Consider the following 13,139-nt stretch of genomic DNA (forward strand, 5'->3'; position numbering starts at 1 on the left):
TACACATAATAGCTTTCCATAACTTTAGTGTTGCATATTACAAAATCAACATTAAAAGCAAGAGTTATGGAAATTAAAAAACTTATTGAACGAACCAACCAACTTTTAAAAGAAGCGAGATATTCAAGCAGCCGGATCTACACCTATAATTGGTTGTGGAAGAAGGGCATCCTTGGATACATGTTCTCAAGGGGTTTGGTTGACTATGACCAGAACGTTGGCTATGAATATATGCTGACGTGCCACGATGATTTCAACGTCACATTCCATCATCGCGACCTTGTCAAAAGTATTGACGTGTTAACCAATGTGTTGTTGAACAACAATCTTGGTGGAAGGATACACAGTGCAGTAAAGTATCCGCTAAGGGGTGATATTGGGGATGCCGCCAATCAATATCTTGACTTCTTAAAATCCCGTCGCCTAAACGAGAAAAGGACGCTCCAGCGTTACAAAAAAACCATGAGCAACTTCATAGAATATCTGTTCGGGATAGGCATAGACAACCTTTCCGGAATAACTGAAGAAGCAATAATAAGGTATATTGAAAGTCGCCAGCATCAACAGAAGGAATATATCGATACGACAAGGCGCTTCCTTTCATTCCTGTTTCACAACAATGTCATTGCAAAAGACTATTCGTATCTGCTGAAATTACTTGGCAAAAAAGCCAGGTGCGTAAAAGCCCCTTCGTTTTATGCTCCAGATGAAGTACAGAAGATAGAGCGATCGATATCCCGTTCAAACAATGTTGGGAAACGCAATTATGCTATGGTGCTATTATGCTCCCGGTTAGGGCTTCGTGTCTCCGATGTGGCCAACCTGAGCTTCCGTAATATCGATTGGGAAAACAATAAAATAGCCCTTGTACAATATAAGACCGGAAATCCCCTGACCCTTCCGCTTTTACCCATAGTCGGTAATGCCATTATAGAGTATCTGCGGTATGCACGTCCAAAATCCATGTCTGACAAGATATTCTTAAGTTGTCGTCCACCGTATGGGGAGCTTAATGGGGGAGCGGTTCATAGTGCTATCCTGATTGCTTTTAAGTCTTCTGGAATAGAGTTCGGCGACAGGCATCATGGAGGACATGCACTGAGGTTCAGCCTGGCACAAAGAATGTTGGATAAATCCACCCCCATCCCAATTATATCAGAAACACTGGGCCATTCAGAACTGGACACCACAGGTACCTATGTACGGATAGACCTGTCACATATGCTGGGATGCGTATTGGATGTGCCGGAATCAAAAGATTGTTTTTATATGCAGAGAGGAGGATGGTTCTATGACTAATCCGTTTGACTATCGGGGAGTATTGGCTCCTTATATGAAAGCCCTGATCCGAATAAAAGAATCTTGGGGGTTAACTGTAATATCGACCAGGTGGACGTACAAAGAGTTTGATGAGTATACCATACAATATGGCTTGACAGAACCCGTCATTACGAAAGATCTGATAGGCAGTTGGGCAAAGTCCAGAGAAAATGACTGTGTCAGGACGTTCTATGGAAAATGTTGCAGACTGTCGGAACTGGCCAGATACATGAATGAGCATGGAGTTAAATCATATATAATGCCCTTGCCGAAATGTACGAATGATCGTGGCTTTACACCTTATATCTTCACAAAAGAGCAGATGCAGGCTATATTCCAGGAATCTGACAGGCTTCAGCGTGAAAGTCACCGAAAGGATGACCCGATCATGTCTGTGCCCTGCCTTATCAGGCTTCTATATAGTACGGGCTTAAGAATTACAGAGGCCTTATCATTGAGGAACAAGGATGTAGATCTTGACAGAAACATCCTGAAAGTTGGAACATGGGGCAGTACTAAAAATGGAGAAGATCGTTTGGTCCCTATATGCAACTCCTTAAAGGAGAATCTTTTGCGATATTTGCATTACAGGAGTATGCTCCCGATACTGGGTATTACTGACGGCTATCATCCATTCTTCATCAAGCTGAATGGCACAGCTCTGTCTTCCGCCAATGCATACAGATGGTTCAAAAAGATCTATACGAAATGTGGAATTGCCTATAAAGGTGAGCACTTTGGCCCTCGTGTGCATGATCTCAGACACACCATGGCAACACATTCTCTTGCTAAAATGGTAAGAGAAGGGTTGGACATATACGCTGCCCTTCCGTTGCTGGCTGCCTGTCTGGGGCACAAGTCTCTTTTATCCACCGAAGAGTATGTAAGACTCACCTGCAATGAATATCCGGAACTATTGGAACAATGCTCTTCCCTTAATGACTTCATTTATCCCGAAAAATATGGCAGCGAATAACTTAGCAAAATATATTACAGGGTTCCTTGGTGGCTGTCTCCCACACGAAAGAAACGTCAGCCCAAATACAATAGCCGCATACCGCGATGCGTTTGTCTCCTTTTTTTCCTTCCTGAGAGATGAAAAACAAATAAAAATTGATAAGGCGGCATTGTCAGATATCAACAGGGAGCATGTGGTTGACTATCTGCGATGGCTGATTGAGAAGCAAGGAAAGAGCATTGCTACCCGTAATAACAGGCTGGCTGCTATCCGTTCTTTTGTATCCTATCTTCAGTATGACAACATAGAACATCTGGAGCAGTGGCAAAGAGTATTGGCAATCAAGAACTTGAAAAAAGAGCACCCAACTCCGGCACACTTCACAAAAGAAGGGATAAAGCTACTCCTGGAGCAGCCGGATAGTACAAGCACTAAGGAATTGAGGCACCTTACGATACTTGCCCTGATGTATGATACTGGTTGCCGGGTGCAGGAACTGGCCGACCTAACGGTAGGGTCATTGCGAATACAGTGTATGCCATACTCTATAAAAGTATATGGAAAAGGAAGAAAGTGGAGAATAGTACCGCTTTCTGAGCATGTCGTTGCCATACTCAATAAGTATATGGATAAGTACCATATTGACTGCCAGATCAGTATGAAGAGGCCTATCTTCTGTAATTGTGCAGGCAGCAAGCTCTCCAGAGCTGGAATAACCTATATCCTGAAAAAGTATGCAGATATGGCTCGGATATGCGATCCTACTATTATTCCTGATATCACCAGTTGTCACCAGCTAAGGCATAGCCGGGCAATGCACCTGTTGCAATCCGGAGTCAATCTGGTTTGGATAAGAGACTTGCTGGGGCATACTTCTATTCAGACTACAGAGGTATACGCGAGGGCCGACTCAAAACAAAAAAGAGAGGCAATAGAACAAGCATCGGAATGCCTTACGCCAAGCCAGCCTGATGCAGAATGGGTCGATAACAATAACTTAATAACCTGGCTGAAGGGACTAGGTAAGAGATGATTATTATGTAAAGCCCAAATGTAAAGTTGTAACGTAATATACTATAGATCAATATGCTTTGCATACGGGCTTTACATAACTATATTGTTTTCATAACCTTTATTATGGAAAGCTTTTCATAATAAAGGTGAAAGTCTAAGAAAAAAAGGTAAAATTGTCAGGCCTTCAGAATCTAAGGGCCAAAGCCAAATTAGGGGGTCAGTATGCCCGGTACGGGGTCAGCATCTCCGGAATCTCCAACTGAAAAACCCAGCACGATAAGCAAGTGTCGAATCATAAGAATCAAAGCTAATCAAAACATCTTCACCACCGTTGAAATCCTCCTCCAAGCATCGTTTCTTTCATTTCACCTAATTTTTGGCCCAATATGGAGCGTTATGATTGACCCAGAATCATGGTTCTTCATCACTTTGGTGAAAATCTCAAAACAACGTTTTGTACATTAACTCCTTACACATGAGAATCCTTTTTGAAGCTTTAAAAGTTGCGTTATCAAAGATACATGAATAATCCTTCACCAAAAGTGACGAAGAACCCATTCGAACCGTAATATCAACTCGTCAACATAAATAACAAAACCTTTGAAAAATAGATCAGCGTTACTTAGCCTTTCACACATAACCCAAACGTTGGTTCAAATCCAGCCTGTGATCATTTTCACAAGTAGCAATGGTTCAAGGTGATAACTAGAGTCATAACAGAACTCACGATCTTATTTTCAGCGCTTAAGCAAGCAAAAACAACTAGAACGGTCAAGGGTGAGTGCTATCTTAAAAAACAAATAAAGGGCACTCATTTACACATCTTTTACTTGCTTTGGCTGTGCGGGTTATCTTTGCGTCTGGCGGTGAGAATATGGTGAAATTACTAACGAAGTCTTCGCAGGTATGCCGCGGCAAGAGCGCGTTCCTGCGCTATAAAGCGAGGCGGTTAAAGCAATGAAACTCGCGGCGTAGCGCGTTGTGAAATGTAGTTACTTGCCGCAGCGATTGCAGCAGTCATTTTTGTTAAGCATGTAACGTTAATGTTTAGCTGCATGTATTTGCTTCGCAGTATTTCCAGAGCCAAAATTTCCAGTATAAGTATCGGTCGAGGGCATTAATTTGTAATACCTATTAAATGCCTCCTGTCTCACTTTAAAGTACTCGGCCAACTTCCTTATCACTTCTTTGGACAACCCCTTTTTGTAGTTCAGTATATCAGAAACATAGCCTTTACTAACCCCTAAAACTTCAACTAAATGCTGTGATTTTAAACCCCGGTCTTTCATAAAGGAACGCAGCAAAGCAATGGGGTCACTCTCCGTAAACGTGTTATGCTCCTCATCATATTTCTCAATCAGCAAGGTGAGCAGATCAATCTCATCCTGTACAGCTTCATTCTGCTCACCCTCCAGTAGCTCCTCCAACTGCCTGCAGTATTGATCGTACTGGCTCTTATCCTTTATGACCGTATATTTTAAAGTTGTCGCTTCCATGTTCAATAAAGATTAACGGTGTACTGTTCTCCCTGTTTACAAATCTTATCATACTCCGCATGCGTGCCCATCCAGCAAACGAAGAGGTGAGCCTGCTTTGCACCGAATACGTATTTGCAAATCATCCTGTAGTTATTACCACCAATATCAAACACTATTCTGCTGCTGCCTTTACCTAAAAGATCAGCCGTATTATATGTGTATTTCATATCGCCTGGCTCTTCCCAGTCGGCGAACTTTAGCTTTTCAATCCAGTCGTTCAGCGAAGTTCTGCTTCTGGGATGAAGTTGCGCAAAACGCTCTAACGTATTCTTTTTAATCAGATGAACCCTCATCTTTATACAAATTTAAATAAAAGTTCTCAAAAAGAGAACTTTAAACAATTACTAATACCGCTCTAAAAGCCATCCAGTTATCGGTTTGCTTTCTGCCAGGCCTCAGCCATCCGTTTTTTTATTACCTTGTTCTCTGTGTGTTCATCCAGATAAAGCCATGCCTTTACATATTGGTCGGCCCGGTCGTTGTAATCTTTCATCTTCCATACCTCGAGCGCCTTTTGCCCGAGCGAAAAGCAATAAGTGGCTGCCACGAACAGCAGTCCCCACGGCAGGAGCCTGCCGAACACGATTTTATAATACTGCCCCTGGTTTGTTTCAGGGAACAACAGAAAACGATGCTGTTTAACAGCAGGCGGTTCTGACTTTAGCTTTTTCAGCTGTTCAACGAGTTGATTGAGTACAGCCTTTGGATTCTCTTGCTTTAACTCTGCCAATTCCTTATATATCTGATCCAGTCGCTCCGTATAATCTGGGATCCTCTTCTCTCCTTGCCGCTTTACTTCCTGCTGCGAAAACCTATTTATTGATATCACTAACTGTTGCAGTACATCTTCAATATTTTCCAACTTTTCATCAGTATTGTTCATATCCGCCGTCCTTTCTTTCGTTTACGTTTACGCTTTTGCCACCCGGGCAAGATTTCGCTATTCTGCGTTTGCTCTGACCTTAATAGTTCCGGGACCAAAGAGGGACTATTATCAATTAAGATATCCCTCGTAGTATTGAACCTTATATCGGATACTGGCCTCTCCCCTTTGCCCACTGACCACTGCTCTTTAGGCAAGTTGCGCATATTGCTATCAATCTGCAGACGAATCTTTCCATAGCTCAGACTCCGGTCGATCTCTGAACCCTTCAGTCTGATAGCCTCCTTACTAAAACTGATCCCCTGTACGGTATCGCTTCCACCCAGGTGCTTATAATGAACCTGGATCCCTCGCTGCCGGAGCATCGCCTCCAGATGCTGAAAGCTCTTTGCTAGCCCAACGGCGGCTTGAATAGTGTCATTCATTTCATACTTCACCCGGTCAGCACCCCTAAGCCGATGCCTGTTTACTGCTGCTTTACCTTCTGACAAGTGATAGCCATACCGTAACGTGATCTCCTTGCAGACCTTTGCGTTATTTACTTTCTGATAGCGGTCTGTAATCGTTCTTCCGTTATTCGCCACGCGATTATAAATAAGGTGCAGATGAGAGTGTGCCCTGTCTGTGTGCTGAACGATAACATACTGCGTATCCTTGATTTTCATCTTTTCCATATACTCCCTCGCGCGTTCAACCATAATAACCGGGCTCAATTTACTTTTGTCTTCAGCACTCCAACTCAGGACGATATGACCGACAGCCTGGCCCAAATTGGGATTTAGCTTGCGTTGCATATTGAAGTCATTGATCATGTCTTTAATACTCGTTTCGCGCACGCCGCACGCCTCCAAAAGGTGTGCTTCCGCCCTTTCCAGATTATAAGCGATACATCCCGCAAAGCTTTTACCTATGATCACCTTCCCTATCATCGCTATTCAATTTTTTAAGCGTGTTATCTATCTCTCCTATTAAGATCCGGCAATTCCGCTGCACGGATAACAAGCCGCTCCTGTGCGCCAGGTGCGTTAGTTGGTTAAGGTTGTTTGCCATACCTGCCAGAACTCGCATATAGCCCGCTTCTTCTGGGCTCAGCCTTGAAACAACTTTTGCCTTCTGTGCTGACTTTCGAAAGAAGTCGCTTATTGTAATCCCGGCATTCTTAGCTTTAGTGGCAATGCTAAACTGCTCCAGATCGGTCAGCCTGATCATATAGATATGGCTTCGCTTGATTTTCTTGGGCGGTCGGCCGCCTTTAGGACGGCTCCCCTTTTCTCCCTTTTTCTTTGCTTCTTCCATCGCGTGATTTCTTTCTTCTTCTGATGATTTTCTTTTGCAACCAACGGGCGTAAAAGGCAAGTTTTGGTTCGGCCCCCAAGCCGAACAGTTTTTGTATAGCAAAAACACAAACTTGCTCCTTCACAAGCGATCATGCTTGCTTCAACCGGTCTCTTAGTATTTTCATGTCTGAACTGACTTTCTTTTTCTTCACTTTCGAATAGATCTGAGTGGTTCGAATACTCGTATGGCCGAGCATCTTCGATACACTTTCTATAGGTACCCCGTTCTCCAGGGTGACCGTAGTAGCAAAGGTGTGACGGGCGACATGGAACGTTAAATCAAAGCCTAACTCCGCCATCTTGCTGATCGTCTTCAGATAGCGGTTGGTCGCCTGATTTGAAAACAAGGGAAATACAGTGCCCGTATAGGAAGCCATCGGATCGTTGCGATACTTGTTAATCAGTTCGATCGCTTCGGGCAATAGCAGTACATAGAACTTCCTTCCGGAAAAATTAGCTGTTTTCTTCCTGACCATTTCAATCCATTTCTCACCTTCTATATCGGTTACCAGGTGCTCCTCACTAAGCTGGCTGACGTCAGCGAAAGCCAGACCGGTATAGCAGCTAAAGACAAAGGTGTCGCGCACTATCTCCTGCCCTCTTATATCAAAAGTCAGTGCCTTGATCGCCTCCAGTTCTTCCAGCTCCAGGCAACGCCGGTCGCGGTGGATCATCCGTCTTTCGAAACGCAGAAAAGGATCTTTAGCCAGCCAGTCATTCTTCAAGGCGATGTTAATCATCTTGCGAAGCCGCTCCATGTGCTTCATCACGGTATTATTGGTACATAGGCGCTGACCTTTGTCCGGCTCGCGCTGGCGCAGGTAGATCTCAAAGTCGATGATGAACTTGTAGTCCAGCTGCGATAGATAGATGTCGGTCTTCTTCTTCCGTTTGACGAGGAACTCTTTGATATAGCGTTCGGTACTGTAGTAGTTCTTCATGGTCCCTGGCTCCAGCAGCTTTTTGATTTCGGTGTTATGGTAGGTCATTAGAAACAGCAGGGTGATCTGCTCTTCTTCTCCCATGCCCTCCATCTTTGCCTTTATGGCTTCTGCGCTCACCACTTCCTTGCAGAAACGGAGCTCGTCATACGCGGCATTGATCTCCGTTCTCATCCGGCGGATCTTTTCCTGCACTTCTTTGGCTTCCTTCTCCGCACCGTTCACTTTCTGAAGCTTGCTGTTCCATGCAGTTTCCTTGATGCGACGCCTCAGGGAGATGTCAACAAAGTTCTTGTTTACGGTAATCCGAACATATAAAGGCGCAAAGCCTTTACTTCCCTTATCCTTTTTAAGAAAAAAAGGATGCTGAACGAATTGGTTGTTTTCATACGATTTGTTCCTTTCCACACTTTTTGTCACTGCCCGCCTCAGCTCATTCAAAGCCTCACCGGGCAGATTAAATTTTTAAAACCTTTAAGGGCGACCAAACCGATCGCCGGCAAAACGCATCGAACAATTGTACAGATTAAAAACAGGGTGCGAAATAGGGCATTGAGAAGTTGATAATTGTTTGGGTTTGTTTGGGGTATAATTTTTCAATTATCGCAAAAAAACCCTCTAAATCATACAATTTAGAGGGTTTTGTACCCCTTTGAGGGTCTCTGATGTCGGGATGGCAGGATTCGAACCTGCGACCTCCAGCACCCCATGCTGACGCGATACCGGGCTACGCTACATCCCGAACCTTTACACAACATGTTGTGTTTTGATTCTGTGCAAATATAAAACTTGGGAAAGAAGAATCAATGTTATGTTGATTTATTTTTAACATGTCCGCAGCTTCTGAATCTGAAGCGGAACATGGACATTGACGAAATCACCGGCACAATACTGACAATCAACTGGTTTTAAGGAGAGTAGATCCACAGAACTAGATTACCAAAGAACTGGTGCGGAACCCAAAATAAAAGGCGATTATGTGGAAAGATTTTTTTTCTAAAACTTAATTATGGCATACACGTATTAGAGAACAACAGCAACTTTTTGAAGAACAATGTCTAGAAACCTATACAATTTCTGTTAAAAGTTGTTAAAAGAATACACCTTGCGCTTGCATATGAAGAATATTTGGTTAGCTTTGCAGTGCTCGTATTAAAAAATGTATTAATACAAGAGGGCGTTTATAAGTCTTGTTGTTTAACTGATAAACGATGTTTAGAATGGGGAAAAAACTAGTAATAGCTGTACTTTTTGTACTAACTTGTGTCTCAACCCAGGCGCAAACAACTAAAAAAACTACCGAGGATCCGGACAATCTAGCTAAAGATTACTTCTCACAGATTATGGGCGTGGCGCTTTCTGCTACCTCTAATGTTAAATTATATCAGTTCGTTTACGATTGGATTGGCACTCCCTACCGCTTAGGAGGCGATACTAAAAGAGGCATTGACTGCTCTGGTTTTGCTTACGAAGTGTATGAAAAAGTGTTCAATACTGTGATCGGAAACAACTCGAGAAATATCTTCAGCATGGTCAATCCGGTTAGCAAAGACGAGCTTCAGGAAGGTGATCTGGTGTTTTTCAAAATCAGAAGCAGGGCCATTTCTCATGTCGGCGTCTATCTGGGCAACAATAAGTTTGCTCACGCTTCAAGCAGCCGCGGCGTGATGATCAGTAATCTTAACGAGTCTTACTGGCAGCGTTATTACTACAAGGGAGGCCGGCTCATTGAGTCGCTACGCGAGAAATTATAATAAATCAATTATACCTTGCCAAGGTAAACAAGGGCTGGTCAGATTGACCGGCCCTTTATTTTTTCAGAGGTTTGCGACGTCACTGGTGGTCTTGATCAGGCCCACTCCTGTTGAGAAGAAGATGATTCCCAACACTCCATAAACAGCAAGCTCGCGCCAGGTCCCTTCTTCCTGTACAAAGCCGTAGGCTGCATAAATGAGCCCTGCAATTCCCAGTATCGTCAAGATCGTCCCAAATGTTCGTTTTAAATTCATAGATGACTGTGCAAAGTAATGTATAGATGTAGGGTCCGGTGTTTAAAAGCAAAAAGATTGCCAAAGTTTGCCGGCACTGAAAGCAGGAAGAAGCCGTTGAGAAAATCCTCCCTGCAAAAAAGGGACGCTCTGTGGAGAACGTCCCTTTGATTTTACCTTTAGTTTCAATCTTCTGCTACCAGATCTTCACACGCTCGGCCTCCGGCTTGTACATCTTATCACCGGGCTTCACGTTGAATGCCTTGTAGAACTGAGGCATGTTTGAAAGCGGACCATTCACCCGGAACATTTCGGGAGAATGGGGGTCCGTACTGATCCGCGTCCTCAACATCTCATCGCGGTTCTTGATCCTCCAGACTTGTGCGAAGCCCAGGAAGAAGCGCTGGTCAGGAGTAAAGCCGTCGATCTTCTCATTCCCTTTGCCCTGCTCGGTAAGCTTAAAGGCATCATAAGCAATAGCCAGCCCTCCGATGTCGGCCAGGTTCTCACCCAGGGTGAGCTTCCCGTTAATGTGAAGGTTGTTCAGAACTGTATACTGATCGTACTGTTTTACCACCATCTCCGACTTTTTGGTGAATCGTTCTGCGTCTTCCTTGGTCCACCAGTCTTTCAGGTTTCCGTCTTTATCGTACTGACGCCCCTGGTCGTCGAAGCCGTGCGTCATTTCATGCCCAATTACCGCACCGATAGCACCATAATTGATCGCGTCATCGGCATTGAAGTCAAAGAATGGGAAACGCAGGATACCGGCAGGGAAGACGATCTCATTGAAAGCCGGATTATAGTAGGCATTCACAGTAGGAGGAGTCATGAACCACTCTGCTTTATCTACCGGCTTTCCGAGCTTGGAGATCATCTCTTTATAGCCGTGTCTGGCAATAGACTGCAGGTTCTCGTAATACTTTTCTCTGCTGATGCTTACATCATCGTAGCTCTTCCATTTATCGGGATAACCAATCTTCTTCGTGAAGGAGTTCAGCTTTTCCAGGGCTCTTTTTTTGGTTTCTGGCCCCATCCAGTCGAGCTTCTCGATTCGTTCCTGGTAAACTTTCTGCAGGTTATTGACGAGCGTTAGCATCCGTTCCTTAGCCTCGGCAGGGAAATGCTTTTCCACATAAACCTGGCCGAGCAATTCTCCCAGTCCCTGATCCGTGCGGCTAACCATCTGTTTCCAGCGTTCCTGCTCTTTTTGCTGACCGTTCAATACCTTTCCATAGAACTCAAACTTGGCTTTCCGGAAGGGAGAACTTAATGCTGAGGCCGAAGAACTAAGCGCTTCAAACTTCAGCTTGCTTTTCCAAAGTGCCAGGGGCTGTGTTTTAAGTAAAGAGGCCAATGCTTTGTAGTACCGCGGCTGTCCCACCAGCAAGGTGTCTGTTTTCAGATTAAAGCGGTTCAGCAGATCTTTAATATCGAATTCAGGATTCGCCTTCTGAAAATCGGGCACTGCGAACTTATTGTAGTTCTTAACAGGATCACGAAGCTCAACAGGAGTTGAGTGAGATTTGGCGATCTCGGTTTCAAGTTTGAGGATCTCGGTCGCTGTCTTTCTGGCTGTAACTGAGTCTGTACCTGAAAGGGTAAACAGCGTTGTGATGTATTTAACGTACTCTCCTCTGATCTTTTGATTTGCAGGATCGTTGTTAAAATAGTAGTCGCGGTTAGGCAGGCCCAGGCCCGCTTGCTGGAAGTTGACGGCGTTCTTGGTACTGATGCGGTCGTCTGGCCCTACGAAGAATGAGAAAAGAAAGCCTTCGCCTTCTTTAAACGAGTCGGCTGCAAAGTTGACCAACTCCTTTGGAGTCTTTAAGGCATCTATACGGCTCAGCAGGGGCTTCACAGGCTCGAAGCCTCTCTTGTCAATACCGGCAGTATCCATTCCGCTGGCATAGAAATCGCCCACCTTCTTGCCATTGTCGCCTTCAGGATCCTTAGCCATCTGTTCCAGTATAGCACGCAGATCTTTCTGATTCTCCTCGTGAAGGATGTAGAACGAGCCCCAGCCTGATTCGGAGGCAGGGATCTGGGTATTCTTGTACCAGGAGCCGTTTGCATACTGGAAGAAATTTTCGCCGGGACTTACAGTGGTATCCATTCCCGACTTCTCAAAGAACACGGTTCGCTTGCTTGCTTCAGAGGTTTTGTTCTGAGAGCAACCGGCAAGCAAAGCCGCTGGCAAGGCTGCCAATGACAATACTTTCGTATACTTCATATAAACTGATAAAACGTTAAGATTAACAAATATGTAAAATGTTACTTCATTCAGGAATAGCTCAGCGTCATTTTTGCTACACGCGCCTCCAGGGATTCGGTCGACAGCTTTTCGCGGAGATGATCAACCATGATGGGAAAAGCAAAGGGAGTGGGCCGGTTACATTCCCTGATGACGACCTTTAGCTGCTGCAGGCGGCGAAGTGCCTCGCGGAGCCTGAACTCCTCCAGTTGAAACTGCAAAGCCTCATGGTAGGCCTGCCTGACCAGCACATTGTCGGGCTCATACTCACCGAAGACGTCGAACAGCAAAGATGTAGAGGCCTGAAGGTGACGGTTCTTCATGGTCTTCCCGGGAAAGCCGGTGAAGACCAGGCCTGCAATATGGGCAATATCCCGGAACTTCCTTCTTGCCATTTCATTGGCGTTGAGGCTATGCTGTATGTCGTCGAGGAGATTGCGCTCGGTGAAAAGGTCAGAATTTAACGCCTCTTCAAGGGGGATGTCTTCGTCAGTCAGCAACTCGAAGCCATAGTCGTTCATCGCGATGGAATAGCTGGCATCCCTGATCCTGGCAATACGCCAGGCGAAAAGAGATGCCATTCCTTCATGAACCAGCCTGCCCTCAAAGGGATAAAAGAAAAGATGATAGCCATCGGTAGAGCGGAACTTCTCTATCAGAAGTTCGGATGAACGCGGCAGATGTGACAGCTCTGCCTGCAGATCAAAAAGAGGCCTGAGCGTTCTCACTTCGATATCTTTTTCGAGATGACGCGCCACCTCGTCAAGCTTCTTCCGGAACATGGCAGAGAGCTGAGACGATAACGGAATCCGGCCTCCCATCCAGCTTGGAATCCGGCCGTTGCTTTTAGCCGACTTCCTCACATAGGCCGTCATTTCCTTCACCTTTACCAGCTCCAGGCTTCGT

Annotated in this window: 13 protein-coding genes and 1 tRNA gene; 4 read left to right on the plus strand and 10 right to left on the minus strand. The window is 44.9% G+C overall.

The window, feature by feature from the left end; genetic code table 11:
- Positions 1-66: 66 nt before the first annotated feature.
- From ACES2C_RS06025 to ACES2C_RS06035, 3 genes are read left to right on the plus strand one after another with little or no spacing between them, the layout of a single operon-like run.
- Positions 67-1,299, plus strand: coding sequence for a tyrosine-type recombinase/integrase (locus ACES2C_RS06025; protein WP_374166090.1), 1,233 nt, complete (start codon positions 67-69; stop codon positions 1,297-1,299).
- Positions 1,292-2,296 carry a tyrosine-type recombinase/integrase gene (locus tag ACES2C_RS06030; RefSeq protein ID WP_374166091.1) on the plus strand — a complete coding sequence of 335 codons (1,005 nt, stop codon included), beginning with the start codon at positions 1,292-1,294 and terminating at the stop codon, positions 2,294-2,296. Before ACES2C_RS06025 ends, ACES2C_RS06030 begins: the two co-directional genes overlap by 8 nt.
- The gene (locus ACES2C_RS06035; protein WP_374166092.1) at positions 2,283-3,311 is read left to right on the plus strand and encodes a tyrosine-type recombinase/integrase; all 1,029 of its coding nucleotides are present in this window, start codon (positions 2,283-2,285) and stop codon (positions 3,309-3,311) included. Before ACES2C_RS06030 ends, ACES2C_RS06035 begins: the two co-directional genes overlap by 14 nt.
- Before the next feature lie 1,021 nt (positions 3,312-4,332).
- Here ACES2C_RS06035 and ACES2C_RS06040 read toward each other — a convergent pair.
- The 7 genes from ACES2C_RS06040 to ACES2C_RS06070 form a co-directional block, all read right to left on the minus strand.
- Entirely contained in the window at positions 4,333-4,788 is a 456-nt protein-coding gene (locus ACES2C_RS06040; protein ID WP_374166093.1) for a type II toxin-antitoxin system HigA family antitoxin, read from the minus strand.
- Between the two features lie 2 nt (positions 4,789-4,790).
- Positions 4,791-5,123: a type II toxin-antitoxin system HigB family toxin gene (locus tag ACES2C_RS06045; protein WP_374166094.1), complete on the minus strand. Its 333-nt coding sequence runs from the start codon at positions 5,121-5,123 to the stop codon at positions 4,791-4,793.
- A gap of 77 nt (positions 5,124-5,200) precedes the next feature.
- Positions 5,201-5,713 carry a hypothetical protein gene (locus tag ACES2C_RS06050; RefSeq protein ID WP_374166095.1) on the minus strand — a complete coding sequence of 171 codons (513 nt, stop codon included), beginning with the start codon at positions 5,711-5,713 and terminating at the stop codon, positions 5,201-5,203.
- Entirely contained in the window at positions 5,710-6,642 is a 933-nt protein-coding gene (locus ACES2C_RS06055) for a relaxase/mobilization nuclease domain-containing protein (protein ID WP_374166096.1), read from the minus strand. Before ACES2C_RS06055 ends, ACES2C_RS06050 begins: the two co-directional genes overlap by 4 nt.
- Positions 6,617-7,009: a plasmid mobilization relaxosome protein MobC gene (gene mobC / locus ACES2C_RS06060; RefSeq protein WP_374166097.1), complete on the minus strand. Its 393-nt coding sequence runs from the start codon at positions 7,007-7,009 to the stop codon at positions 6,617-6,619. Before mobC ends, ACES2C_RS06055 begins: the two co-directional genes overlap by 26 nt.
- A 130-nt stretch (positions 7,010-7,139) precedes the next feature.
- Positions 7,140-8,399 (minus strand): site-specific integrase, encoded by a 1,260-nt coding sequence (locus tag ACES2C_RS06065; RefSeq protein ID WP_374166098.1) that lies wholly within the window; start codon positions 8,397-8,399, stop codon positions 7,140-7,142.
- 260 nt (positions 8,400-8,659) lie between these two features.
- Positions 8,660-8,733 (minus strand) — tRNA-Pro (locus tag ACES2C_RS06070).
- Positions 8,734-9,211: 478 nt separating this feature from the next.
- Here ACES2C_RS06070 and ACES2C_RS06075 point away from each other — a divergent pair.
- Complete coding sequence (locus ACES2C_RS06075) at positions 9,212-9,745, plus strand: C40 family peptidase (RefSeq protein ID WP_374166099.1); 534 nt, start codon at positions 9,212-9,214, stop codon at positions 9,743-9,745.
- A gap of 63 nt (positions 9,746-9,808) precedes the next feature.
- Here ACES2C_RS06075 and ACES2C_RS06080 read toward each other — a convergent pair whose 3' ends face one another.
- The 3 genes from ACES2C_RS06080 to ACES2C_RS06090 all read right to left on the minus strand — a co-directional run bounded on the left by ACES2C_RS06080 (position 9,809) and on the right by ACES2C_RS06090 (position 13,108).
- Positions 9,809-10,000, minus strand: coding sequence for a hypothetical protein (locus tag ACES2C_RS06080; RefSeq protein WP_374166100.1), 192 nt, complete (start codon positions 9,998-10,000; stop codon positions 9,809-9,811).
- 175 nt (positions 10,001-10,175) lie between these two features.
- Positions 10,176-12,212: a M13 family metallopeptidase gene (locus tag ACES2C_RS06085; protein WP_374166101.1), complete on the minus strand. Its 2,037-nt coding sequence runs from the start codon at positions 12,210-12,212 to the stop codon at positions 10,176-10,178.
- Positions 12,213-12,262: 50 nt separating this feature from the next.
- A complete protein-coding gene (locus ACES2C_RS06090) occupies positions 12,263-13,108 on the minus strand; it encodes a hypothetical protein (protein WP_374166918.1) in 846 nt (281 codons plus the stop codon).
- Positions 13,109-13,139 lie beyond the last annotated feature (31 nt).

It is taken from the genome of Arcticibacter sp. MXS-1, from assembly GCF_041902385.1.
GTDB lineage: Bacteria > Bacteroidota > Bacteroidia > Sphingobacteriales > Sphingobacteriaceae > Arcticibacter.

Coding starts and splice junctions, on each gene's coding strand:
- ACES2C_RS06025 (WP_374166090.1), top strand. CDS start 67: ATGGAAATTAAAAAACTTATTGAACGAACCAACCAACTTTTAAAAGAA.
- ACES2C_RS06030 (WP_374166091.1), top strand. CDS start 1,292: ATGACTAATCCGTTTGACTATCGGGGAGTATTGGCTCCTTATATGAAA.
- ACES2C_RS06035 (WP_374166092.1), top strand. CDS start 2,283: ATGGCAGCGAATAACTTAGCAAAATATATTACAGGGTTCCTTGGTGGC.
- ACES2C_RS06040 (WP_374166093.1), bottom strand. CDS start 4,788: ATGGAAGCGACAACTTTAAAATATACGGTCATAAAGGATAAGAGCCAG.
- ACES2C_RS06045 (WP_374166094.1), bottom strand. CDS start 5,123: ATGAGGGTTCATCTGATTAAAAAGAATACGTTAGAGCGTTTTGCGCAA.
- ACES2C_RS06050 (WP_374166095.1), bottom strand. CDS start 5,713: ATGAACAATACTGATGAAAAGTTGGAAAATATTGAAGATGTACTGCAA.
- ACES2C_RS06055 (WP_374166096.1), bottom strand. CDS start 6,642: ATGATAGGGAAGGTGATCATAGGTAAAAGCTTTGCGGGATGTATCGCT.
- mobC (WP_374166097.1), bottom strand. CDS start 7,009: ATGGAAGAAGCAAAGAAAAAGGGAGAAAAGGGGAGCCGTCCTAAAGGC.
- ACES2C_RS06075 (WP_374166099.1), top strand. CDS start 9,212: ATGGGGAAAAAACTAGTAATAGCTGTACTTTTTGTACTAACTTGTGTC.
- ACES2C_RS06080 (WP_374166100.1), bottom strand. CDS start 10,000: ATGAATTTAAAACGAACATTTGGGACGATCTTGACGATACTGGGAATT.
- ACES2C_RS06085 (WP_374166101.1), bottom strand. CDS start 12,212: ATGAAGTATACGAAAGTATTGTCATTGGCAGCCTTGCCAGCGGCTTTG.
- ACES2C_RS06090 (WP_374166918.1), bottom strand. CDS start 13,108: ATGACGGCCTATGTGAGGAAGTCGGCTAAAAGCAACGGCCGGATTCCA.